The organism is Agromyces sp. Y558 (genome assembly GCF_059445415.1).
The window spans coordinates 15,891-39,272 of sequence record NZ_JCAIUH010000003.1 but is presented as its reverse complement, the minus strand read 5'-3'; the positions used below and the strand labels follow the sequence as shown (position 1 = coordinate 39,272).

25 protein-coding genes and 1 tRNA gene are annotated in these 23,382 nt (G+C 65.0%); 8 read left to right on the top strand and 18 right to left on the bottom strand.

Annotated elements, in window-relative coordinates:
* Positions 1-8 precede the first annotated feature (8 nt).
* The gene (locus AC1C2T_RS14930) at positions 9-596 is read right to left on the bottom strand and encodes a hypothetical protein (protein ID WP_495385823.1); all 588 of its coding nucleotides are present in this window, start codon (positions 594-596) and stop codon (positions 9-11) included.
* Positions 597-598: 2 nt separating this feature from the next.
* Positions 599-766, bottom strand: a complete 168-nt coding sequence (locus AC1C2T_RS14925; RefSeq protein WP_495385822.1) for a hypothetical protein — start codon at positions 764-766, stop codon at positions 599-601.
* A 136-nt stretch (positions 767-902) separates the two neighbouring features.
* On the opposite strand from AC1C2T_RS14925, the gene AC1C2T_RS14920 reads away from it, so the two are divergent.
* Together AC1C2T_RS14920 and AC1C2T_RS14915 are read left to right on the top strand one after the other, a co-directional pair.
* Entirely contained in the window at positions 903-1,274 is a 372-nt protein-coding gene (locus tag AC1C2T_RS14920; RefSeq protein WP_495385821.1) for a hypothetical protein, read from the top strand.
* 3 nt (positions 1,275-1,277) lie between these two features.
* Positions 1,278-1,841 (top strand): ImmA/IrrE family metallo-endopeptidase, encoded by a 564-nt coding sequence (locus AC1C2T_RS14915; protein WP_495385820.1) that lies wholly within the window; start codon positions 1,278-1,280, stop codon positions 1,839-1,841.
* A gap of 227 nt (positions 1,842-2,068) precedes the next feature.
* On the opposite strand, the gene mobF is transcribed toward AC1C2T_RS14915, so the two are convergent.
* Positions 2,069-5,536: a MobF family relaxase gene (gene mobF, locus AC1C2T_RS14910; protein ID WP_495386124.1), complete on the bottom strand. Its 3,468-nt coding sequence runs from the start codon at positions 5,534-5,536 to the stop codon at positions 2,069-2,071.
* Between the two features lie 818 nt (positions 5,537-6,354).
* Here mobF and AC1C2T_RS14905 point away from each other — a divergent pair.
* Positions 6,355-6,657: a hypothetical protein gene (locus AC1C2T_RS14905; RefSeq protein ID WP_495385819.1), complete on the top strand. Its 303-nt coding sequence runs from the start codon at positions 6,355-6,357 to the stop codon at positions 6,655-6,657.
* On the opposite strand, the gene AC1C2T_RS14900 is transcribed toward AC1C2T_RS14905, so the two are convergent.
* A complete protein-coding gene (locus tag AC1C2T_RS14900) occupies positions 6,654-8,003 on the bottom strand; it encodes a HEPN/Toprim-associated domain-containing protein (RefSeq protein WP_495385818.1) in 1,350 nt (449 codons plus the stop codon). The genes AC1C2T_RS14905 and AC1C2T_RS14900 overlap by 4 nt on opposite strands.
* 504 nt (positions 8,004-8,507) lie before the next feature.
* A complete protein-coding gene (locus AC1C2T_RS14895) occupies positions 8,508-9,005 on the bottom strand; it encodes a DUF6578 domain-containing protein (protein WP_495385817.1) in 498 nt (165 codons plus the stop codon).
* A gap of 92 nt (positions 9,006-9,097) precedes the next feature.
* On the opposite strand from AC1C2T_RS14895, the gene AC1C2T_RS14890 reads away from it, so the two are divergent.
* On the top strand, positions 9,098-9,421 hold the full coding sequence (locus AC1C2T_RS14890; RefSeq protein ID WP_495385816.1) for a hypothetical protein: 324 nt from the start codon (positions 9,098-9,100) through the stop codon (positions 9,419-9,421).
* A 212-nt stretch (positions 9,422-9,633) separates the two neighbouring features.
* Positions 9,634-10,482 carry a hypothetical protein gene (locus AC1C2T_RS14885; protein ID WP_495385815.1) on the top strand — a complete coding sequence of 283 codons (849 nt, stop codon included), beginning with the start codon at positions 9,634-9,636 and terminating at the stop codon, positions 10,480-10,482.
* A 785-nt stretch (positions 10,483-11,267) separates the two neighbouring features.
* Here the strand turns inward: AC1C2T_RS14885 and AC1C2T_RS14880 are convergent.
* The 3 genes from AC1C2T_RS14880 to AC1C2T_RS14870 form a co-directional block, all read right to left on the bottom strand.
* A complete protein-coding gene (locus AC1C2T_RS14880) occupies positions 11,268-11,615 on the bottom strand; it encodes a DUF6228 family protein (RefSeq protein ID WP_495386123.1) in 348 nt (115 codons plus the stop codon).
* A 92-nt stretch (positions 11,616-11,707) separates the two neighbouring features.
* Complete coding sequence (locus tag AC1C2T_RS14875; protein ID WP_495385814.1) at positions 11,708-12,070, bottom strand: ribonuclease E inhibitor RraB; 363 nt, start codon at positions 12,068-12,070, stop codon at positions 11,708-11,710.
* A 360-nt stretch (positions 12,071-12,430) separates the two neighbouring features.
* A complete protein-coding gene (locus tag AC1C2T_RS14870; RefSeq protein WP_495385813.1) occupies positions 12,431-13,480 on the bottom strand; it encodes a hypothetical protein in 1,050 nt (349 codons plus the stop codon).
* 382 nt (positions 13,481-13,862) lie between these two features.
* Here AC1C2T_RS14870 and AC1C2T_RS14865 point away from each other — a divergent pair, with 382 nt between their 5' ends.
* Positions 13,863-14,753, top strand: a complete 891-nt coding sequence (locus AC1C2T_RS14865; RefSeq protein ID WP_495385812.1) for a hypothetical protein — start codon at positions 13,863-13,865, stop codon at positions 14,751-14,753.
* Positions 14,754-15,160: 407 nt separating this feature from the next.
* Here the strand turns inward: AC1C2T_RS14865 and AC1C2T_RS14860 are convergent, their stop codons facing one another.
* The 3 genes from AC1C2T_RS14860 to AC1C2T_RS14850 form a co-directional block, all read right to left on the bottom strand.
* The gene (locus AC1C2T_RS14860) at positions 15,161-16,354 is read right to left on the bottom strand and encodes a tyrosine-type recombinase/integrase (RefSeq protein ID WP_495385811.1); all 1,194 of its coding nucleotides are present in this window, start codon (positions 16,352-16,354) and stop codon (positions 15,161-15,163) included.
* A 36-nt stretch (positions 16,355-16,390) separates the two neighbouring features.
* Positions 16,391-16,627: a helix-turn-helix transcriptional regulator gene (locus AC1C2T_RS14855; protein ID WP_495385810.1), complete on the bottom strand. Its 237-nt coding sequence runs from the start codon at positions 16,625-16,627 to the stop codon at positions 16,391-16,393.
* A gap of 179 nt (positions 16,628-16,806) precedes the next feature.
* A tRNA-Pro gene (locus AC1C2T_RS14850) sits at positions 16,807-16,883 on the bottom strand.
* A gap of 237 nt (positions 16,884-17,120) precedes the next feature.
* On the opposite strand from AC1C2T_RS14850, the gene AC1C2T_RS14845 reads away from it, so the two are divergent.
* The gene (locus AC1C2T_RS14845; RefSeq protein WP_495385809.1) at positions 17,121-18,875 is read left to right on the top strand and encodes a pyruvate dehydrogenase; all 1,755 of its coding nucleotides are present in this window, start codon (positions 17,121-17,123) and stop codon (positions 18,873-18,875) included.
* Positions 18,876-18,920: 45 nt separating this feature from the next.
* Here AC1C2T_RS14845 and AC1C2T_RS14840 read toward each other — a convergent pair whose 3' ends face one another.
* The 4 genes from AC1C2T_RS14840 to AC1C2T_RS14825 all read right to left on the bottom strand — a co-directional run bounded on the left by AC1C2T_RS14840 (position 18,921) and on the right by AC1C2T_RS14825 (position 20,934).
* Complete coding sequence (locus tag AC1C2T_RS14840; protein ID WP_495385808.1) at positions 18,921-20,024, bottom strand: type I restriction endonuclease; 1,104 nt, start codon at positions 20,022-20,024, stop codon at positions 18,921-18,923.
* A 111-nt stretch (positions 20,025-20,135) separates the two neighbouring features.
* Entirely contained in the window at positions 20,136-20,645 is a 510-nt protein-coding gene (locus AC1C2T_RS14835) for a hypothetical protein (RefSeq protein WP_495385807.1), read from the bottom strand.
* Positions 20,639-20,806 carry a hypothetical protein gene (locus tag AC1C2T_RS14830; protein WP_495385806.1) on the bottom strand — a complete coding sequence of 56 codons (168 nt, stop codon included), beginning with the start codon at positions 20,804-20,806 and terminating at the stop codon, positions 20,639-20,641. The genes AC1C2T_RS14835 and AC1C2T_RS14830 overlap by 7 nt, the downstream gene beginning before the upstream one ends.
* Positions 20,803-20,934, bottom strand: coding sequence for a hypothetical protein (locus AC1C2T_RS14825; protein WP_495359696.1), 132 nt, complete (start codon positions 20,932-20,934; stop codon positions 20,803-20,805). The genes AC1C2T_RS14830 and AC1C2T_RS14825 overlap by 4 nt, the downstream gene beginning before the upstream one ends.
* 178 nt (positions 20,935-21,112) lie before the next feature.
* On the opposite strand from AC1C2T_RS14825, the gene AC1C2T_RS14820 reads away from it, so the two are divergent.
* Positions 21,113-21,751, top strand: a complete 639-nt coding sequence (locus AC1C2T_RS14820) for a GNAT family N-acetyltransferase (RefSeq protein ID WP_495385805.1) — start codon at positions 21,113-21,115, stop codon at positions 21,749-21,751.
* Positions 21,752-21,780: 29 nt separating this feature from the next.
* On the opposite strand, the gene AC1C2T_RS14815 is transcribed toward AC1C2T_RS14820, so the two are convergent.
* Genes AC1C2T_RS14815 through AC1C2T_RS14805 form a run of 3 tightly spaced genes read right to left on the bottom strand, consistent with a single transcriptional unit; the run spans position 21,781 to position 23,380 of the window.
* Positions 21,781-22,017, bottom strand: a complete 237-nt coding sequence (locus tag AC1C2T_RS14815; protein ID WP_495359694.1) for a DUF167 domain-containing protein — start codon at positions 22,015-22,017, stop codon at positions 21,781-21,783.
* Between the two features lie 5 nt (positions 22,018-22,022).
* Positions 22,023-22,739, bottom strand: coding sequence for a DUF4166 domain-containing protein (locus AC1C2T_RS14810; RefSeq protein WP_495385804.1), 717 nt, complete (start codon positions 22,737-22,739; stop codon positions 22,023-22,025).
* Positions 22,736-23,380 (bottom strand): SRPBCC family protein, encoded by a 645-nt coding sequence (locus AC1C2T_RS14805; RefSeq protein ID WP_495385803.1) that lies wholly within the window; start codon positions 23,378-23,380, stop codon positions 22,736-22,738. The genes AC1C2T_RS14810 and AC1C2T_RS14805 overlap by 4 nt, the downstream gene beginning before the upstream one ends.
* Positions 23,381-23,382 lie beyond the last annotated feature (2 nt).

Genomic DNA, 23,382 nt, shown 5'->3' with positions numbered 1-23,382 from the left:
CGCACCTCCTAAGCAGCCAGGCCGCGGAACTCGGAGCCGAGGTCCTCGAGCCAGCCGTCAATGCCACCGATCGGCACGGCAGGCACCGCGAGCGTGCGACGCACGTCAATGAAAATCGGCTCACGGTGCGCCTCATGGCCATCACGCGTGAGCAGGTGACGAACTCCTGCGAGCGTGTCGTCGCGCAGCTCCTCCTTGTTAAACCAGACATAGGCCGACTCGGCGCGACCGTCCGCCCACTGCTCGGAGAAGAGCGGGTTGACTCGCACCAGCAGACCGCCGATCTCGATGCGCGCGGCATGAGAGGCCACGAGACCCGCGCCGTTCCAGCGCGTTGCGACACCATCCCAACGAACGCTGATCTCTTCGAAGCTCGGTCGACGGCGCTCCGGGGCCGCGCGGGCGACCTGGCGCAGAGCTTCGCCGTCGCGAGTGGTCTTGCGGTCGCGGTTGATCGCCTGACGCATCGGCCGCCAAAAGTCGGTCGCGGGGTCGTACTCGCTGCGCGACTGCGCGGCGATCTGACACGCGAGGCTGGGGCGTGCTCGCGGAGTGGCGTTGGCGAACTTGATGAACGCCCCGAGTCCGATCTCCATGGTCAGTCCTCTCGTCGAACGCCCTTGAAGGGCGTGCTGTCGCTCTTGCCGTCCATGAAACGACCCGTCGTCGTGTCCCGCTTGGTGTGAGTCTTCGTCTTCGGGTTGAAGGACTGCGAGCGGGCGCTCACAGCGCCCTGTCGGTAGCCCTTGCCGGTGTTCTTCGCCATCGCTTCCTCCTGAAAGTGTTCTAGTAGCAAAACAGTGATTCAAGAATAACACACCATTCCAGTTGCAAAACAGTTCGCCGATGTCGCGATACCCTTGGAGGATGGGTCGCAGGTCGACCCCGGAGATGGGAGCCTCATGCCAGACACAGTCATCGACGTCACCGGCCTCGCCAGCGCGCTCGAAACGCGAGTCAAAGCGGACGAGATTTCTTGGCGACAGGCGGCCGGCCAGATCGGCGTCAGCCCTTCGCTTCTAACCAGACTTCGAAACGAACAGCGACCCGACCTCGACGCGTTCGCCCGCATCGTTCGATGGCTTCGGATCCCAGCGGATCAGTTCATGGTCGACGCCCACGAGCTTGCAACTCGTGAAGAGCCAGAATTGAGCTCGTCTATAAATGCCTTGCTTCGGTCACGCAGCGACCTTGACGATCAGGACAAGCAACATCTCGAGACCATCTTGCAGTCGGGGCTCGATTACTTCCGTCAGACGAGGAAGACGAGCTAAGGCATGAACAAGGCTGCGCTCGGACGACTCGCAAAGGAGGTGCGGAAGGATTTCGGCCTCACTGACGACAATCCTTTCGACCCGTTCCTTTGGTCGAACGAGAACGGCATACCGTTCATCTCACTCCGCGACTTCACCGCCGACGAAGCGGCCATGCGTCGCTTCCTAGAGGAGAAGCCGCATGTCTGGTCCGCTGCACTGTTGCGTGATGGACGACGCAGATTCGTGATCTACAACCCGGAGCGAAGTACCGAGCGCATCCGCTCTGACCTTACGCACGAGGTCGCGCACTTCGAAGCCGAGCACGATCCCTCTCCTGCCTGGACAGGTGAGGACAGCAGCTGCGGTGGCACCACAAACGCCCAGGAGAAGGAGGCCGCCGAATTGGCGGGCGCCCTCCTGGTGCCGCAGGAGAAAGCGAAGCTCGCCGTGATCCGGGGAATCTCGCCCCAGGTCGTCGCTGGCCGATTCCAGGTCAGTGTCGAGATGGCGACCTGGCGGATGAAGATGTCGGGTGGCTACGCCATCCGCGAGCGCAGCCGTCGCAAGTGGCGCCAGACCGCCTAGGACGGAGAGTATTCGCGACTTCTGATTCAGATCGGATGGCGGCCTTCTTCGTGGGATCATCGATTCTGGCGTCGAGGTTCGTCCTTCGTCATGGACGTGAGCTTCGTGTCCCAGCGGAGACGCCCGCGGTTAGAGTCGGTCGGCCAGGCGAACGGCCTCTCATCTCCACGTGCACGTCGCTCGGCTCGTCAGGCATCAGGCTGCCAGCCCGTACGGCACGGAGGAGATTAGAACTCGCGACTGACAGACGGAACCCCCGTCTTGACGATTGGTCGTAACTCGGCAGGTGCAGCGTACTGGTCTGACAGCCGTCGACTGGCGACGAGCGCGGCGTGGGCGCGGGCGGCATCCAGCTTCTGTGCGGTGGTCTCGGGTGCGGGTCCGAGCGCCGTCGCGCTGACGATGCCGTACCGGTCGCGGTAGGCCGCGACCGTGCATGCGTGACGACGCCACGCAGCTACGGCAGCAAGGTCTACGCGTGGGGGCTGTCCGAGAGCTCGAGTCCACGTTTCCTCGGCGATCAACGATGGGTCAAGGACGGCTCGAGCTCGTGACTCGATCAGTTCGGAGCGTTCGTGCAGGGCGCGCCGCATGTCCGCATCCATCGGGCCGATGGCCTGTGGGATGAGACCGGCGATCAGACGAGGCCTCCGCCGCGCCCTGCCGGCAGCGGCTTGCACGCCGCTGGCTTGTGCGACGGCTGCGGCGAGCCTCGAGCGGAGTACTGCCGCGACATCCGCCGCGTCCTCGAACCCACGCAAGGGAACCACGCTCGCGAGCAGTCGCTCGACCTCGAAGTGTTGTGCCTCGGCTCGACGCAATTCGGCAGTCAGCGGCCCGAAGGCATCCGATTCGATCGCTGCATCGGCCTGCTCCGGCGTGAGCCCGGACGCACGTACCACCGCTGCCCATCGGTCGTGCTGCGCGGCGGCGGCGATCGTCTCGTACTCTGCCGCGAGTTGCGCGATCGAGCCCCACGCGTCCTGCTCCGCCGTGAGCGTCTCGTGCGCGGACAGCTCGGCGCCGACGTGCTGCAGGACGCCGAAGAGGATGCTCCGAGCGGTTGCCTCCTCTTTGTCACCGGGTCGCGGGCCGATGTGCGCGACATCGGGTCGGTCGATGGCGACGTACGCGGTGTTCGCTTCTCGGCCGCGGGTCATCGCGACGTAGAAGTTCTCCCTGGTCATGCCGGGGGCCGCGACGACGTGCGCGGTGTCGGTCGTGATGCCCTGGGCGCGGTAGGAGGTGACGGCGTATCCGAGCTCGACGTGCTGCCGGACGTACGCAGCGGGAAGGAGGACCGTGCTTCCCCATAGGTGCTCTGGCGGCCGTGCTTCGAGCGACCCGTTGCGATGCACCGCGACGATCGTCCACCGGTCGCCGTTGCGCACCCAGCGTCGCCCCGCGCGCAGCCGGCGGTCGTTGCGCCTGGTGATGATCGTGTCGCCGACTGCGGCGCGGGTGCCGTCGTGCAGGTCGACCTCGCGAAGCGCATTGATGCGGCCGTCCAGGATGAGTTCGGTTCGAGCACGCTGGTTCAGCGTGTCGACCGTCTCGTTCGAGTCGCTGATCAGCACAGTCGCCCGGCCGGCGCGGGCATCCGCCCGCCAGGCCAGGTACGCGGCATTCGCCATCGCATCGGTGTCACCCTCGCGCACCCGGCCGTGAGCGAGGTATCGGTCGACCGATTCAGGATCGCCGCGACGCAGACCGAGTGATGCCAACTTTTCCCACTCGTTCACGAAGCGGTGCACGTCGACGAGCTCCGGAGCATCCCACCGGTCATGGACCAGCAGGGCGAACGCACCGCCCGCGTCAACCGACTGCAGCTGAGCCGGGTCACCGACGAGCAGCACCTTCGCTCCCGCCGCTGCGGCGAGCGTGGCGACCCGGTCCAGCGGAAGGGTGCCGGCGAGGGATGCTTCGTCGACGATCACGAGCTGTCCCGGCCGGAGTGTCTCGCCGTATGCCTGGTGGTCATGCCACCATTTCGCGAGGTTCTCGGTCGCGATGCAGAGATCCTCGGCGAGGACATGTGCGGCAGCGGCAGATGGCGCGAGGCCGATGACGGATGCTCCGCCATGAACCTGTTCCCAGGCGTGGCGGAGGGCGTTCATCGCCGTGGTCTTGCCCGCGCCGGCTGGGCCGACGAGGACGTCGATGACGCGGCCGGAGCCGGCGATCCTCTCGAGTGCTTCGAGTTGGTCGTCGGCGAGCACTCCCCCGCCGGGCAGCCGTTTGCGGGCGACCTCCCGCAACGCGGTTGGCGCCTGGCGTGGGCCCGACTCGTCGGCGGCGCGGTCGAGCAGCCGGGACTCTGCGTCGAGCATCTCTATCGAGGTGAACACAGTCGAGTGCTTCGGGCGAAACACGGACGTCCCGTCCTCCCGCCGGAATGCCGCCGGGCTCGATGCAAGCTCCGGCGGGCTGAGCCGCACCGACGCCCGCTCAGCGGCGTCGACCACGAGTCCTACGACGGCTTCGCGATCGGATGCCGACGCAAACCGGTATCGCATCGTCTGGCGGGCCGCTTCCGCAGCGAGGTTCCAATGCCGCCATGTTGCGCGCTTCTCGCTCACCGCTGCCAAGACGCTCGTACCGAGTGCGGCGATCTCGACGAGGGGCACGTCATCCGAGCGCAGCGCTCGCTGTGCAGGGTTCGTGGTTGCGGTGTGCGCCCAGCTCGAGGCATCCGTGCCGAGCACCCGTGCCGCGCGCTCGCGCCATTCCGCAGTGAGGTCCGCGAGCGAGCGCACTTCTTTCGCCGGCCGCGTTGCAAGGGTGGCCTGCGCACGGAGCTTCATGATCGTCGCCGGACTCGGCCGACGACCGCGCACCTGTACGAATGCGTCGATCAGGCGATCGGTCTCGGCGTCGATATGGCGCGATCGGGTCGAGAACTCCCGGACCAGGGACTCCGGCACCGCCGCGATCGCCCACGCCGGATGCCGGTCGCGCCCGCGCTCCCGCTGCTCCCACTGCACGCCGAGCTCGCGTGCGAGCGCGTCGTCGAATAGTGCCTCGTGCAACTCGGAGAGAGCGACTACTGCGGCGTGTACTGGCCGGCCGTCGAGCGAGCGCCACCTGCCGTCGAGCACGGTCTGCACCTTGTTGCTGATCACGACGTGCGTGTGCAGATGCGGATCACTTGCCCGACTATCGAAATGATCAAATGCCGCTGCAATCACGCCAGTGACGTCGACCTGCGCAACGGCCCCGTCGCGAGATGTTGCACCGGTGCGTGTGGCCGCAACCTCCCGCTCGAGGAACGCGAGCGCCTCCGCAACGGCAGCGTGGTGCGCGCGCACTATCCGTTCCTGCGTCATTGCATCCGCAACACCCCAGAGGACACTCGCCGACTTCGGAATCGAGAACGTGAAGTCATACCCGGCAACCGCACGACGCCGACCGGCGGCGTGCTCGTAGGTCGGGTATGCGCGTCCGAGCGGCTCGCCGATGACTGGATCACGGCCCATACCGATAAGAAGCTGGAGCTGCGATTCCGTGACTTCAGCACCTTCGGCGATTGAGCCAGCGCCGACGCCGGCAAGCCCGCTACCCGTCCAGCGGCCCGGTGGCGTGCCCTTCGCGCTGTAGTAGCGGGTCAGCGGCGTCGACATCGACCGTTCTCCGTCGCCGGCGGCGACCGTGCGCAGCAGGTACCGGAACCCGTCGCCCGCACTCATCACCCGCATCGACACCGTCACCGCGCCACCCCCACCGTCGCGGAAAAGGTGCGCGCCCTCGATCTGCAAGAGGCGTGGGGTCGCTGGATTTCTGGGGCGAAGGGGCGGCACTCGACGCCGAGGGCTCCGAGCGCGTCCCGCGGGCGGCGAGAGCTTGGTCGTTATTCTGTACGCCCGGCTAGCAGATCAGCTTTGCGTCGGCTGTTGCGTTCGAGGCATCCTGACCGGGCACTATCGCGGGCGGGTGTTACGAGAATCGTGCCCTCGACGGATGCCACCCTCACAGTCCTGTTCGGGAACGAGGCACCGTCTCGGTCGACGACCCGCCTGCGGGCCCTAAAGGGACGGACGGGCGCGCCATCGCTGTCACCGGAAGCCTGGCATCCAACGTCACGGCCGGCGCTTTGATCGAGCTCGGCAAGGCCTTCCTCGGTTTGTAGATCTCACCAGTCCCCGTGAAACAGCAAAGGTGACGGACGTGCTCTGCCACACGTCCGTCCGCGAGGGCCTGCCACTTGAGAGCAATCGGACCTTGCCGGCTGGCTGGTCCCTGCGGGCGATGAAGCCGTCGTTCAGATCGTCGCGGAGAATCAACCCGGCCGTGCCTTGGATTCGCGCCCATGGACTCCGACTGGTTGGTTCCAGATGGGCGCGGCGCTGGAAACTGCGCCCGCCAACACCCTCAACGGCGGGAACATCGTCAGGACCTCGAGGAGACTAGTCGGGCCACCCTCGACGTCCAGAGCTAGCTCGCTGGATACGCTCGGACCGGGATCGACCGAATCACCACATACCTCGCGACAAGGCTCTGTAGCAGAGGCGGCTTAGTGCGCCTTTACCCGCACGACAGCCTCTCCTGGAAGCATTTTTGTTTTTGCATCCTCGATGGCGGCCGCTTCGCCGTCACCTTCGCCAACAAGGTCGCGCAAGGCGCGCGTTTGATCGTGGCGGACTTGCACGACTACGGATGTCATTTGTCGAACCTACCAATCGCATCGAAACTGGGCGCACAACACCTCAGTGGTTGTTCGAACAAGGAACCAGCCCTGGGAGCCAAATTGGTTGCAGGCCCAAATCAACAAGCATCGTTCGACTATGCATCGCCGGCCGGAATGTGGGTAGGCGGCTAGGGCTCGACGCGGAGATCGGTGAATGGTTCGCGTCGCCACGTTGCGGTCAGCACCGAGCCCTCAGACGCTGGCATCCGCTGTGGCGGTATGGCAGCCGCGATAAGCATCGCTGCGAGCCGCGCGCAGCCTTCAGCGACTTGCGCTGAGACACCGCTGCTCGACGTCGGTGAAAGGGCTGCGTCGATTCGTTTGCCGACAATTGACTTGTCGCTCGAGGCCAAGTGGCCTTGATAGTCACCAACTCGCTCATTGAATGCACTCCAGCGCACCGGTGCTAGCGCTGCTACCACGTCGCGGAGGACTTCGTCGCCGAACATGAACTCCATTGAGACTGCCCGACCGTTCACACTCTCTGTTCCGCTTCCCGACGGACCAAGCGTCGGATAGACCTCCGCGTACGGCACCTCTGGCAAGCAGATTGCAACGACTTGGTCGGGCATATCCAGGCGCATTAGCTGTTCTTTGGCGTCACGGCCAGCTGTGTCGTTGTCGAGTACCGCAATGATCCGGTTCATTACACCAGCTGCGGCCATGCCTTTCGTGAGCGAAACGACTCGGTCCGTCCCGCCTGGAGGGCGAAGGTCGAAATCGAGAAACGTAAAGAAGCGGGCAACGTGGGGTGCGGAGATTTCCAGCGAGCGACGCAGGCGCCGGGCGTCACTTGCTCCCTCCGTAATCACGATTACCGGGCCATCTGCTCCCATACCAGCGGCCATGCGCAGCCGGGCCTCACGGTGTGGGCTCTCGGTCGAGACCAGCCACCCTCCAAGCACGAGGTCCGTGAGGTCGATCCTCACCGGGGTCGACTCGTGGGTGCGGCTCAGCGAGAGAGCCAAGGCGAACCTCGGGTCATCAAAGGCTTCCCGTAGCGCCCCCCATTGCTCGTAGAGGAAGGATTCCCTCGGATGCGTCTGCCGATCCGGAGGGATGCCCGCGCCCACGGCTCTGCCCGAACGGGTGGTCAGCGCCGCCGTGATCGCGGCGCTATTCGGATACCATTCCGACAGCTCTTGCCAATTAGCCTGCTCCTGTCGCTCCTCTTCTTGGTCTTCAAAGAACGCGGTGCAGAGACGACCGACCCATTCCGAGGAGAATCCCTGGAGCTGCAATCGCTGTCGAAGCGCGCCCGCAGTCGATGAGTAGCCGAGCAAATCTGTATACCAAGTCGCCGGCAACTCACCCCGTCCGGCGTCTGCACTCTCGGCGTCCTCGAGCTCCTTTAGTTTTGCGGAGTTCATGTAGTAGTCATCGTCCTCGAAGAGCAGCATCAGCTCGTCAGGAACATAGCTCTTTCCCCAGACTGGGGCATCTCGACCACCGATCTCGACATTCCACCACGATCCCATTCGCCGACCCTAGCGAAGGGACCAAGTTTGGTGAAATGGAGCGGGAGCTGGAAGGTCGTTATGATCTATCCGGCATGCCCGGCACAACGGACGATGAGACCCGAGCGATTCTCGGCGAGGCCGACCACATCGAGCGAGCCGCCGATGGCTGACGCGGATGCTGCCCGCCGAGATCGACGAAGGAGGCAAGGGGGCCGCCACCTGGCGGGCTCCTGCTTGGTAGCACTCGACGTACAAATGCAGGCACGGCGAATCATCTCCTAGCTTTTGTGTTGGACCACGGCGGTCATCTGACCAGCCCTAGAGGTCTCGGGCGTGATCTGCAAGAGACGAGCGCTGACGCTGAGCTGGCAGTGACTGTGCGCATCTTCGATCGCTAGGTGAGCACCGTCTAGGTCGCCAGGTGCCCCCTGTCCCCAAGCCGATCCGCCTGCGGGCTGCGGGCTGCGGGCTGCGGGCTGCGGGCTGCGGGCTGCGGGCTGCGGGCTGCGGGCTGCGGGCAAGCTAGTCGATTTCGAGGTCGACCACGTATCCGGTGAAATGCGGTACGGGGTCCCGCGGTGCGGTCAGGCCCTCATTCTCTCTGGGCGGCCACGGCACCCGCGGGATCGGGTGCAGCTCCACCGTGCCGGCGACGGGTTCGCTCACAATCACGTACCCCGTGTCAGCGCCGGACCGGGCCATCCATCCACCGGGCGAACCGTACTTGCGGGGAGCCGCGTCGTCGGAGGCTGGTCGCCGTTCCCGCGGGACGCGCCGCTCTATGTGCTGGATCAACGCACCGCTGACAGCCGCGACGGAGCCGGTCAATCGGGTCGCACCGCCGTCCTCGTGGTGTGACTCGGCCGCATCTATCGTCTGCGCGAGCTTTGGTCCAAGGAGGTCAATCAGCGGGGCGTTGATGGGCCTGTCCACCATGAGGTTGATGGTGTCGCCGGGACCGAAAGGCACGCCGCAGCAACTCCACTCCCAGCTCTCAAGCCATACCCGCTTCGTCGCCATGAACGCACCCTATCCATTGGCGCTGGTTCGCTTGCCGACGCTTCCACACGAAAACGGATCCGAATCAGCGACCACGTCGCTAGCCTCGGGGCATGCAGGCATCACCGATCGATCCACGCGACACGACTTGGGAGAGGGATGAACCGACGTACCGGGTGTACTTCTGGTCGACCCCATCCGACGGCAGCATGTCCACCAGTTACGAATGGAGGATCACCGACGCGACGGATGTCCACCAGGTCATCGCATGGGCCGAGCAACAGGGCGGGGACCGCACCTATGAGCTGTTCGTCGAGCACACCGACAGGCTCCAATCACGATCCGAGGGTTGGACAGATGCGCCGGGCCTGATACGCCTCGCGGGCTCGAACCCAACCGCAGGGACGTCTACGACGATCACATTCGTGTCCATTTGACGCCCACCCCTCACATCCGGCGGATCTCGATCCATCCGCAGTCGCCCGCACAGGGATGGCTCCTCGGACTCGATTTGCCCAGTGGAAGTAAGAGCTTCGAGTGTCTATCTCGACGATGTCGCTGACGGCGCACCCAACCGAGACAGTTGGCGAAAGCCGAAACAACGAAGAAGCTCCTCCTGCGGGCGTGGGAAATCGGGCAGGATCGACCCATGGCGTTGAGGAACTGGCTGGCACGCAACTCCGAACCCTCGCAGGACCCGGGCGGGCAGGAACGGGTCAGGATTGACTTCGAGATCGTCGCCGGCAACTACGCCGGTGAAGCGAAGCTCGCCGGGACCACCACGACAAGCAAGGCCGGCGCCCACGCCATGATGGCCCGGCACGCCGTCACGGAATCCGGGATGGTCGACGTCACGGGCACCGTCCAGCGGGAGCCTGAGAACCCCGTCGATCGTGACGCTGTCGCTGTGCACGTCGAAGGCGAACGGGTCGGGTACCTCGACCGTGCCGCCAGGGAAGGCGTCAACCTGGAGAAGGGCGCGATCGAAGTTCCGGTCCGCGCGTTCGCAGCCCTGGTCTCCGGGAAGCTCCGCGTGGAAGCGTGGGCATGGATCGGCGATGATGTTCCGGCGTGGACGTACGGACCGCAAACACCGCCGCCGATGACGCCGGCCGAGAAGCGAATGGCGCAGCACGCCAGCAGCAGGTCCATGGTCGCGGATGCGGTCGCCGGCGGCGGCATCCGTGCAGAACAGTTCAAGGCCGGGATGGTGGACGGGGTCCACTACCTGGAGCTCGTGGAACCGATCAAGGAGCTGAAACGCCAAGGCCGACTCGAGGACGCGTTGATCCTTGCGTACAAGGCGATCGAAGCGACCGAGTCCGCGCATCAGGAAGGAGCCATGCCGACCTTCTACACCGAGCAGGCAGCAATCATCCTCAGGAAGCTCGGACGCCGAGACGACGAGGTCAAAGTGCTCCGCCGCTGGGTCCGAAAAGTCGGGCCTCAGTGGCGTCGGGGGGCGATCCCTGACCGGCTGGCGAAGCTAGAGCCTTGACCGTTGCGGTCCCACATCTGATCCCCTCAGTCGATCCGGAACCGCGTCACTGGGGAGGCCGCTCATTAGACTCGGCCACTTGCTTCGTCGATTGATGGGGCGTTCTCGTTCGCCTCGTCGAGGGCGCGCAGCGCGTGCGGGTCGCCGTTGCCCCCACCAAATCCTCCCGCACAGACCGAGCAGGCCAATCTCAAGAATGAGATCACCTTCGCCGGCATAGGGATCGCCCGGGTGACCGATCCCTCACGGACGCAGGTTGCTCAATCCAGTGCCATGCGCGGTGGACTCGCGCGGTAGCGCAATGTCGATAGATGACCGCGCTGCGACGGACGAGGAACATGCGAGCTCGAGTGATGTTGCTGTCGACTGAAGCCGGAGGACGCCTCACGCCGATCCGGAACTCCGGGGGTCGGCATTACTCACCTCATGTTGTCGTCGACGATGGCGAGTAACTGGGCGTTCGGGTCATTTCGACGGGATGCGACCTGCTAGCCGGCGAGACCACGGAGCTGATCCTGGGGCCGCTCTATCCAGAGTTGGTCGACTACTCCGCGCTCGGCGTTGGAACAAACTTCGAGCTCCGCGAACGTCCCAAGGTTGTGGGCCACGGTGTCATCCTGGCGCGCTGACTGTCTCATCTATCCGAGATCGCCGATCGGCGCGGTCTGCGCGCTGCCGCTCCGGGATGAGCGCCCGACAGAAACCGGAGCGGCCGAGTGAGAGCCCGCCGGTGGATCCTTCAACGAAGCTCGGTCGAGGGTTGTCTCGCGGCTGCGTGACGTCTTTCACGGGTCCAAGAGGCGCGCAGCCGCGAGTCGCGCAGCTGAAAGCTCCTCGCCTACCCCGAGACTCATTTCGGCCTGTGCCTTCCATGTCGAGGGTGATTCGAGGCTCACGGAGACGACGACACGAGAGCCCGTATGCGTAGCGGCGAACGCGAGATCTCCTTCAAGGGAGATCCACGACTTCGTCCCGGGCCACCCGCGCCAATGTCGCTCCAGCTCGGCGAAGTACTTCACCAAGCCTCGAAAGTCCGGGTACTCCGCTATCCATCGAGTAGCCCTCAACCCATCGGTGCTCACTTGTACGAGTGCTTGCTCCGGAGCGCCGCCCTGCAGGCCACTAACGCCCACGACGGACAACCCCTCGCTTTCGCTGCCTAGCAAGATGACCGGTTCCACATGTACAGTCTCGCCCACACGCCGATCCCCCAGCGGGAAGTTGGCTAGAGGCTCGCTTCCCAGCCGTCGTAATCCGATTGAGGCAGAGCCGCAGCGACGCCTTCGAAGAACACTCGAGCCTCGCGGACACGCTCGGGATCGACGATGACGTCGTGCCGCTCGGGAATCACGACCCAGGTGCCGTCATCGGTCGCGGCGCGGTCCACGCGTTGGAGCTCCCATCCGGCGGTGGCGATAGCGGTCGCCGCGTTGCGCGCTGTCGGTTCGTCGGCGAAGTAGAGGTAGTGGACCCAGTGACGAGGCTCCGTCAGGTCAGCACCGTGCTTGACCATCTGCTGCAATACGGTGTCGTCACCCGCGTGCCCGGAGGTCGGCAAAGCGGGCTTCTTCTTTCCAAACCAGGCCATGAGTGAAGTATGGGCCCCGAGCGCTGCCGATGACGAACGCTGGCCCCGTTGCTCATGCCCGCCACCAAAAGTCAGCCGGTCGCGACCGCCCGTCGACGTTGGCGGGTTCATAGTCCGCGTGAGGGGTGAGCTGCAGGACTGGGATTCGGCGATCGGTCTTGTTGAGGTAGTCCCCGAACTTCGCGGCGCTGGACAATCGAACAATCAACGATCGACCATAACGATCGACGCGCGGCACCATTCCGCTAGCTGACACGCTGAGGGATCCGCTTTTGGATGGCGATCCGCTTGTGGATGGCTTGGGGCTGTGCCAATTCTGCAGTTTGGGATCTGCTCTCTGACGTGCCCACCACTATCGGCTCACTGAGTAGGCTTTCCCATTGGCCCGATGCCTCGTCGTTCGAGCTTGTCGATTAGGTTGATCGTCGCGACGAATATGGAGAACACCCAGTCAAGGAACTCATCGCCGTAGTCCGTCCTCTGTTTCTCGTTGCGGTGCCGGATGGCGTACTCGTTGGCGATCTGGAAGAGCCCGGCTTCGTCACCCTTCAGGAGTTCTGTCTTGACGCGGCCCCGGCGCCGTTCGAGCTCGCCGGCTAGCAGTGTGAGGGCTGCGATCTTCTGTGGGCGGCTGGCGTTGCGACGCCGGTAGTCTCTGAGCGCGTGGGCGACTTCGTCGGCGGGATCGGTCCGCTCGAGAAGTTGTCCCTTGACGATGAGTTCGGTTTCTGGCGGCATCACGGCCACGAGCCGGCCACGTTCACCAACATTGGAGCTGAGCCGGTAGCCGGAATCGTGCTTTTCTAGGAGCTGATTGAGGCGCCACCGGTAGACGACCCCTCCGGACTCCTTGTTCCAGTTTGCGTAATGCGCTCCGCACTCGGCCCAGGTATGGATATACCCGGGGCTTCGTGGCCGTTGGGCTTGGTCGTGGAAGAACTCGATCAGACTGAAGAGCACGGCATTCGATATCCGTGGCTGTTCCTTGTCGGGGATCGGCCAGCTGATACGAAGCCCGGTTGCGCGGGAGATCGCCCGGCTGACCTCCTCGTTGGAGTACCCGGACGGGTCGTCCACGCACACCTTCGGAAGAATCCGCGGGAGGTAGCCGCTCCACTCGAATTCCGAAATGAGCGCGAAGAATTCTTCGCCGAGGCTGATCGCCTCGACAACGCGATCGGCACTTGTGAGTCCGTTGCGTTGAGCCCAGTAGGTGGGGCGGACGGGCTCGGCGAGAGCCTGTTCGTTGGTGAGGAACTCCACGAGCCACGCCCGGGGGGTCGTCTGAGGTGCCGTCGCAGTGGTGATGTCGTGCCACACTCCGACAGTTCCTGGAGCTATCGCCTCAAGGAACTGTTCCGCCGCGTCGGCTTCCTCGAATGCTTCGCGGAGCAGCTGCGCCACCGTCACGGGTAGATCCTCATCGCCAGCACTGAGAAGCCGTCGCGCTTCCCATTCGAAGAGCGATCGCGGCCAAGTCAGCGTGTACTCAGGCTCAAAATCGATGACGACCACGCAACCTCGGGACCGCCGCGCGCTTCCTCTGCCGGACTCGTGAAGCCACTCCTTGCACACCCCAATGCTAGCGATGCCAGAGGAGCGCACGAAGGTTCGTCGCTTGGGAAGGCGGAACCCGGGAGACCTCGCCATTGCGGTCCTGATCGCTCGAAAGGCCATCGCGCTGTGAGCGAGCAAACCGGTTCCCGGGGAAGTGCGAAAAGCCTGTCCGTCACCGGACGTCGCAAGCGCATCCTCCTAGGACGTGACGGCGACTGGAGCTTACGATCAGCTCATGGTCGGGTTGAAGAAGCTGAGGTCGCCAATGCGGGTCGGCCTGCTGCGCGGGCCATCGATGACGTATAAGCCATTTGCACGGATCGGGCTTGCCTCTGATGGCGGGGTTTTCGTCATCCCTGTCGGTGTCGAAAGCCATCCGTGGGTATACGGCAATTTCAGTGAGCGGGAGAGTCGAGAAGACACATGGGTGCTAACTTCCGAGCATCCGAAGCTGCATTACCACCGTTCAGGATTTGTCGCGGCAAGTTTGACCGGCAGGGAGCTCGTGCGCCGATCGGCCCACTTCACGCCGCTCGAGGGCATGGTGCGAGCGCACATCCTGACCATCACAGCTGTACGTCCCTGGCAGCTCCCAAGTCGCGACGGTGGCATGACGAAGGGCGACCTCGCATCGATGGAGCGTACTTGGCCCCAGGTCTGCTCGATAGAGGTGTCGATAGTGGACACCTCAGACGACGTTGACTTGGCGCCGTTCGAAGAGATTGCTCCCATCAGCGGGGTTTCCACAGACCCAGCGAGCTTCTTGGTGGACCTTCGGGCGTATGGTCATCGAGCTCTCTTGTTCGGCACGTTCTCGTCGAGCTATCAAGAGTGGACAAGATCCCCGGAACCGGGAATCTCCGTCGTCGCGCTTTCCCAGGGAGCCCGCGGGCATAGAGACTGCTTTGGACTTTGGAGCAGGTCGCTTGCCTTCCCGGTTGTTGGCGGCCCTCCAGAGGCAGCCCTTCGTCCCGACGAATGGCTTGGCAACCCGCCCGGCGGGGACCTTCGCATCCGTGCGTACGAAGAAGTTTGGGCCACCCTTGCGAACGAGTCGCCCGGCTGGGCAAGGTCGCTTGCCTGGGACGAAGGCAGCCGATTCTTCGACCCGGGCTCCGACATGTAACTTGTGGCAGCCCGTATTGAGGTGCCCGCGGTACCACCCTCAGCTGGGAACCGTGTGCTTTGTCGGCGATCGGACGGAGGCGGACGTCCTTCGAATGCGAGATAGTGAAGGAGGCGGCAACAGATGCACAGCGCTGCACGCGAGGGAGCACGTGCGCACCTACTTGTCATGGAAGCGATCTGGGCCACGCACATCGCCTCGCGCATTCCGTCCAAGTCGAGGTTGTACAGCTCGGGTGACGCGCACACGGGTCACGGGCGCGATTGTGCCTCAAGGAGAAAAGCCCTGATCACACGGTGGGGCTGATTCGCCCCGACCGTCAATTCTGATCAGACGGCGTCGTATCGGCGAGACCACCCGGACACCCGCATCCGTGCTGCCCGTCGCTCTTCCGCCGAGCGTCTCGATCAGTCTTCATCCCGCCTGAACGCCCGCTCCAGCAGTTCCGCCGTCGCCGGGTTCACCAGCTCCCGACGCTGGATGTAGTGCTGCACCGTGATCTTCGAATCGGTGTGCCCGAGCAACTCGGCGGCGAGTTCGACACTCGCGTTGTTGTTCACCGCGGTCGCGACGGTGCGCCGGAACAGGTGCGGTGTCACGCCGCCGATGCCGGCCCGCTCAAGCACGTGTCGCAGCTGACGCCGGACGTTGGCCGTGGTCAGCGGAGTACCGTCGCGCGAGCGGAACACCAGCGACTCCTGGTCTGGGTCGCGGGTGACCGCAAGTCGACGCCGCACCGCCTCGGCTGTGTACGACGGCAATGCGATGATGCGCCGCGACTTCGCCGTCTTCGGATGGTCCTGCCGGAATGTCGGTTCGCCATGACGGCTGATGATCGTGCCGGCGATGCGGATCGTCGGCGTCGGCCCGGTGACGTCGATGTCGCGCCGGCGGATCGCGAGCACCTCACCGATGCGGGCGGACGTGCCGAGCATGACCTCGACGATCGCGCCGAGCTGCCCATCGGGCCGGGGACCTGAGATGTGGTCGACGCCGGACTCCCAGCGGGCGATCACGGCGCGGATCGCGTTCACCTCGACGCTCGTCAGCGCGTCGGGCATCCGGCCCTCACGGTGGACGCGGGAGACGTGATGCATTGGGTTGGCCGGCAGCACCTCGTGCCGCACCGCGAGTTCGAGCGCGAGCCGCAGCACGACGCGCGACTGCTTCGCGCGGTTGTACGAGATCTTCGCCTGCTCCTTGATGAAGCGGTCGCAGCGGGCCACCCCGATCTCACGCAGGGTCAGGTGCTCGAACACCGGCAGCACGAGGGTGCGCATGTTCCGCTCGTACAGGATCCGAGTCGTCGTCGAGATCCGGCCCTCGAGGTCGATGTCCTGCAGCCAGTACGCGACGAGGTCGCCGAAGGGGCTGTCCGGCGTCAAGTGCCCGGTGCCGGATGCGGTTTGGAGCTCCGAACGTCCCGCCAGCTTCTGCTTCAGGGCTCGCACGGCTGCCTTGGCGGTGTCGGAGGTGGCCTGCACGATGCGTGAGCGACCGTCCCAGTCGCGATACCGGGTGCGGGCTTCGAATCGCCCGGATGGCAGGATCCGGGTGGTGATATCGCCGAAGCTGCCGATGGTCAGTCGTGGCCGGCCCATGTCAATTCGCCACCCCTCGCAGCATGGGGGCGGCGGCTACGCCGATTCCCGCTGCTCGGCCACCCAGGCGCGCACGTCTGAGACGGCGAACTTCAGGTGCTTGCCGAAACGGTAGGCCGCCGGCCCTTTGCCGCGGGTGCGCCAGTCGTAGAGCGTCGAGACGGGCACGCCCAGATAGGCAGCCAGCTCGGTGACGTCCAAGAGCGGCTCGAGCCCGAATGCGTCGGCGGGTACCGTCGCGGAACCGATCTGCAGATCCTCGTGCGTGTTCATACCGGTCAGGTGCGCATTGCGCCCCTGAGCAGTCGGAACCGACCGGTGACGACACGGCCGTCTCGGACGGCACGTCCGGATCAGGGGTGCTGCAGGGGTGAAAGTGATGGGTTTTCGATGGGAGGATCAAATCTCTTAACCTCAAAAGTCCCGGAAACCCTTGAGTTTCCGGGACTTTCTGGTCGGGCTGACAGGATTTGAACCTGCGACCCCTTGACCCCCAGTCAAGTGCGCTACCAAGCTGCGCCACAGCCCGATGCCATCGGATTTCCCCGAAGACAACTTGACCATCATAGCGGCATCCGAAGGCGTGCTCGTGCACAGCGGAGGACCACGGGGCATCCGCTCGCCGGGTTTCGAGACGCTCGCTTCGCTCCCCTCAACCAACAGACGACATCCTCCTCGAGCCACTGACGATCCGCTGGGAGCCCTCGACCGCGCGCGCGATCCCCGCAAGACTGAGAGCACGTTCGCAGCTCTGAGGGGGAACACCGTGGCACGCACCATAGCCGACCAGCTCGTCGCCCAGCTCATCGATGCCGGAGTCGATCACATCTACGGCATCGTCGGGGATTCGCTGAATCCCATCGTCGATGCCGTGCGTCGCTCGGGAGGCAAGGCGAAGGGCGGCATCGACTGGATCCACGTGCGCCATGAGGAATCCGCCGCGTTCATGGCCGCCGCCGAGGCGCAGCTCACCGGCAAGCTCGCGGTGTGCGCCGGCAGTTGCGGGCCTGGCAACCTGCACCTCATCAACGGCCTCTACGACGCGCATCGCTCGGGCGCGCCGGTGCTCGCCATCGCGAGCCACATCCCGAGTGCGCAGATCGGTTCGGGGTACTTCCAGGAGACGCATCCCGAGCGTCTGTTCGTCGAGTGCTCGAACTACTGCGAGCAGGTCATGACGGCCGCGCAGTCGCCGCGGGTCGTCAACTCGGCACTGCGGCACGCGATCGCGGACTCCGGGGTGTCGGTCGTCGTGATGCCCGGGGATGTCGCGGAGTTCGAGGCATCCGCTTCGTTCCCATCGCTCGTGCTCACGGAACCCGCGACGCTCGTGCCCGCCGAGTCCGATGTGCGTCACCTCGCTGCCGCGATCGACAAGGCGAAGACGGTCGCGATCTTCGCGGGGGCCGGCGTCGAGGGCGCCCACGACGAGGTCGTCGCGTTCGCCGAGCTGCTCAAGGCGCCCGTCGGCCACACGCTGCGCGGCAAGCAGTGGATCCAGTACGACAACCCCTTCGACATCGGCATGACCGGCATGCTCGGCTACGGCGCCGCACACGCAGGCATCCACGATGCCGACCTGTTGCTGCTCATCGGCACCGATTTCCCCTACGAACAGTTCATGCCCGACCCAGCGAAAGTCGTCATCGCCCAGATCGACACGGATGCCGCGCACCTCGGCCGGCGCGTCAGCGTCGCGCACCCCGTGCACGGCGACGTGCGTGCCACGCTCGCCCGACTCACCGAACTCGTCGCGCCGAAGAGCGAGCATGCCTTCCTCGATCGCATGCTGAAGAAGCACAACAAGCTGCTCGACACGGTCGTGGGCACCTATACGGATGTCTCGAGGGTCGCGCCGATCCATCCCGAGTACGCCATCTCGCTCATCGACGAGGCCGCAGACGACGACGCCGTGTTCACCGCGGACACCGGCATGGGCAACGTCTGGCAGGCCCGCTACGTCACCCCCGGCCCCGATCGGCGCATCATCGGATCGTTCATCCACGGCTCGATGGCGAATGCGCTCCCCCACGCGATCGGCGCACAGTTCGCCTACCCTGACCGCCAGGTGGTCGCGATCGCCGGCGACGGCGGACTCTCGATGTTGCTCGGCGAACTGAACACCGCAGTGGCGTACAAGCTGCCGCTCAAGATCTTCGTGTTCAACAACTCGACCCTCGGGCTCGTGAAGCTCGAAATGCTCGTCGACGGCTTCCCGTCATTCGGCGTCGACGTTCCGTCGGTCGACTACGCCGGCATCGCCGAGGCGATCGGCTTCCATGCGGAGCGCGTCGACGACCCGCACGCGCTGAAGGATGCCGTTGCGACCGCTTTCGCCCACGACGGGCCGGCGCTGCTCGACATCGTCACCGATCCGCGGGCTCTCTCGCTGCCGCCCGCGATCACGGGCGACCAGGTGAAGGGATTCGCGCTTGCGATGTCGAAGACCGTGCTGCACGGCGGCGCAGCCGAGGCAGTGGCGATGGCGCGGTCGAACATTCGGCACCTGCCCGGGCTCTGAGGACTCTCCGAATCTAGCGGCCAGCTTCAGTCGTAGGGACGAAGCTCAGTCGTAGTAGTGGACAGTCTCGCGAATATCATCGGCAAACTGATAGATCTCGTCGAGAGCGCTGATGGGATGCCGCGTCTCGTTCTTTTCGCGATCGAAGAGGCCGATGTACTTCTGCCCTGAATTGAAGTGAATGCGCGCGATCGGCTTTCGGTTGTTGTCGTCCAGCAAGACGCCGAAATATGACTTGGTGTCACGTTGTGCGATCCGAGCGGGTTTCACTTCGCTGCAGGCGATTGCGCGCACGATCTGGAACGCTTCCAACTCCTCGAGCGTGGTGCTTATGCCGTCTCCGTCGGCGGCATCCTTTGTACTCGCCTCCGCCACATGCTCACTCGCGGTCGAACCGGAGACGGATGCATCGTCCCGTTGCAGAGAATAGCCCGGACCGCCCAGTGCCGCTTTGATCCGCTCGTTCACTTGATCGCTGAGGAACTGTTTCGATGCTTTGGCCACGAGCACTTTGAACTGATCGCGTACTCGCTGCGTGATCGGTCCATCGTAAACACGTGCCGTAATCGCCTTCACCCAGTCTGCATCCGGGCTAGCAAACTGCGCCGCGAGCACACGCTTTATCGCACCGATGTACTTCAGTTCCTCAGCAGCGCTGATGATCGAGTCGATGTCGAACGTGTCCTTGGTGAGCTTCTGAATCTCGGGGATCAACGTTTCGTCGAGGTCCGTGAGATCGAGCACCAGGAACGGCTTATCATCCATTCGATTCGGCGCGTCGAGATCTGTGTAGAAGTGGTACTCATTGCCGTCGGTCAGCACCGCGATGCGTGCATTCGCCACCGCGAAGTACCGGAAGAGTTGTGACGAGTGCGCGAGGCTCAATCCGGAACCGATCTTCTTGCACTCGATCAGTATCTGGACTTCGCCGTCCTTGACGATCGCGTAGTCGATCTTCTCCCCGCGCTTGATCCCGACATCGGCAGTGAACTCGGGCACGACCTCACTTGGGTTGAAGACGTCGTAACCCAAAATCAAGGATATGAACGGCATGACGAATGCATTCTTCGTCGCTTCTTCTGTCTCGATCGAGCGCCTTTGCTGATTGATCTTGTTTGCGAGACTTGACAGCCGTTCCGAGATCTCCAATGGGCATCCTTTCGCCGAGCACACAGATGTGGCTGAGCGTATCGGCGAATGAAAGTGCACCGCGGCCCCCCGAACAGGGGCGTCCACTCACGGTTGGGCCGCACACGATGGTCAGATGTTCTTCCGCACCTCGTCCATGAACGCCACGGGGTCGTCGACCCAGATGCGCACGGCGGTGATCGCCTGGTCGCCGCCCGCCGCGCCGTGCCCCGGCAGCCGCACGATGGTGAGGCGTTCGAGTTCGATCTCGAGGTCGGTCTCGTTGTTGAGGCGCAGCATAAACGTGCGCGAGGCATCCGCGCCGCCCTGAGCCTGTCGAAGGGTCCCGACTATTTTCGGCGACTTCGGCTCGTCGACCTGCAGTTCGCGCGCAACCGAGGCGATGTCATCCCAGCTGAGCGCGATGTCAGTCTCGAGGCCCGCTCGCACGCGGATGCCGTCGGGCCAGACCGTGTGGGGCCGCATGAGGTAGGAGCAGAGCGGCCCGACCAACCACGTGAGGCCCCAGATGCCGAGCACGAGCAGCGTGATGCGCGCGGCCGGCCAGCGGTGCACGATGAGGTCGAAGATCGGGATCTCGACGGCCGAGAGCACGATGAAGATCATGAGGATCGTCACCACGGGCTTGTGATAGCAGAACCCGGCGGCACCGCCGGGCGGCGCGCAATGAACCGGCCGATGCTCGCATAGATGCTGAGTTCGAGCAGGAGCGCTCGCTTCAGGAAGCGACCGACGCGTCGCCAAACGGATGCCTCGGGCCGGGCCGCGGTCCCGACGCTCACTCCCCCACCGCCTTGGTGTCGTCGAGCGAGCGGCGCTCCTCGTCGGCCTCGCTGAGCTCCCGCAGCCGCCCGGCGATCGCATCGATGCCGCCGCAGCAGCGGGTCGCGATCGGCCGGTGCGACGGCACCCAGCAACTCTGCCGAGAGCTCGGCGTGGTCGCGCTGCATGTCGCGCATCATGTCGTGAGCGGATGGCGTGAGCGACACGATGATCGCACGGCGGTCCTTCGGGTGCGGTGCTTGCGCTGTCGATAGCCCCCGATCGCGGACTCGGATGTCAGTGGTCGGCGCTACTCTCGAGACGTGATGACCGACCTGATCGAAGATCTCGAGCCCGCACCGCTGCGGGTCGTTCCGGCGAGCGGCGTACCGTTCGATGATGTCGAGGCCGTGTTCGGCACTCGCGGCGACGCGGCGCACTGCTGGTGCCAGTGGTACAAGATTCCGGGCAGCGATTGGCGGGGCATCGGCGATGAGGGCCTGCACGACCGCCTGCAGGCGCAGATGCACAGCACCGGCGCCGGGCCGGGACTCATCGCCTACGACGGTGAGACACCGGTCGGCTGGTGCGCCGTCGAGCCGCGAAGCAATCTCCCCAGACTCCGCCTCAGCCGCATCGTCACCGGCGGCACCGCCCACCCCGACTTCGACGACGCCGGCGTCTGGGCCGTCTCCTGCTTCGTCGTACCGCGAAGCCAACGTGGCCGCGGTGTCGGTCGCGCGCTCGCCGAAGCGGCGGTCGACTTCGCGCGCGCGGGTGGCGCGTACATCGTCGAGGCCTACGCCGTCGACCCCTCGAAGCGTGCGAAGGTGGCAGCCGATGCGCTCTTCCACGGCACGGTCTCGATGTTCGCGGGCGCGGGCTTCACCGAGGTCTCCCGGCCGAAGCCAGACCGAGCGATCATGCAGGTCGTGCTGGGGAGTGACGGCGCTCCTCGCTATTGAGGCTGTAGTCGGGTCGCAGCAGGTGCCGGTCAGTCCACGTCGATGCGCACGCGCTTCACACGCGACGATGCCCCGCGCAGAATGTGCACACGACTGCGCGGCACGCTGAAGTGCGTCGCGAGCGCGGCGATGACGCCCTCGTTCGCGGCGCCGTCGATCGCGCGCTCACGCACGAACACTGTGACCGACGCCGACGCATCACCCTCGTTCGGCTCCACGAGCGGCCCCTTGCGGCTGCCGGGCTTCACCCTGATCGTGAGGTCCATCGCGATCAGTACCGTGCCTCGTGCCGCTTGGGGCGCGCCTCGGCGGGCACGTCACCCGATCGCGGAAACTCGCACGTGAACCACCCCTCGTACCCGAAGAGAAGGCCGAACACGCGATTGCGCACCTCGAGCTTCACTCGGTACACGCCCGACTCATCGTCGAACCGCTCCCGCAGTTCGGCGCGGCCCGAGAAGAGCATCGGGAATCTGAAGTCGATCCATCCCTTGCGAAATCTCTGCTCGCCCGAACGCAGCAGCAGCGATCCGTCAGGCTCCACCGAAAGCGTCAGGTCGACGGCCAGATGCTGGTGCGTTCCGAGGTAGTCGACGACGACATCACGTCGAGGGTCGACCACCATCGTCGCGTCGAAGCGACTCGCCCGCCGACGGCCGGGCACGCGGTACTCGCGCACGAACGTCACAGTCTCCCGACCGAACGGATCGAGGTACGGGTGGTTCTCGATCGTGAACGGCACCTCACTGCCGACATCCGGAATCAGGATGTTCCGAAGGCGCCCGAACTGCAGGAACGGCACCGTCCACCACGGCCCGCGCCGAATGCTCGTCATCGTGCCGCTGCCGATGCAGGCGTAGCCGCCGTCGAGCGAGACACCGAACCGCCGCTGCATCATCGGATGCAGCCGGTCGAAGTCCTCGCCGAGCACGCGAGGGAACACCGCGCCGACGGTCACGACGCCGGGCACATCGGAGATCTCGGTCACGGTTCCTCCAATGCGTCGAGCGCGTCGGGCCCGTGCGCGAACACACCCCGCGGCGGCGGGGCGGTGCGACAGCGCTGCGCTCGCGGCCGGTCGCGGCGCCAGAACATGATGACGGATGCCACGGGCCACTGTTCGGGCTCCACGCCGGTCTCCGCCCAGATCCGCAGGCGGTCGAAGCTCCACGCGGTCATCCACCGCACGAACGGCCGGACGACCCGGTCAGTCGCCCGCCCGAATCCGGGCTCGTAACCGTAGCCCGTGAGGAATCGCACGCCATCGGGCGTGGGCACGTAGCGCCAGTAGCCGCGTCCTGCGCGGATCGGCGACCACGGGTCATCCGTGTCGAACCGCAGCGCCGATGTTGCGCCGCCGTCGGCGTGCGAACGCTCGCCGAGCGACACGCCCGAGCCGGTGATGGTGTGCACGCCCAGCGACCGTTCGTAGACGAACCGGTAGCCGCCCTCGGGCAACTGCGACGTCGGCACGATCGATGAGAAGCGAAGGTCCCAGCGCGAATGCAACGCCGGCTCCTGCGTGAGCCGCCAGACCTCGTCGAGTTCGGCGCGCACCAGGATCTCGACGTAGATGCCGCGATCACCCGACTCCCCCGCTCGACGGGAACGACTCGGGCGCCGCGGCATCC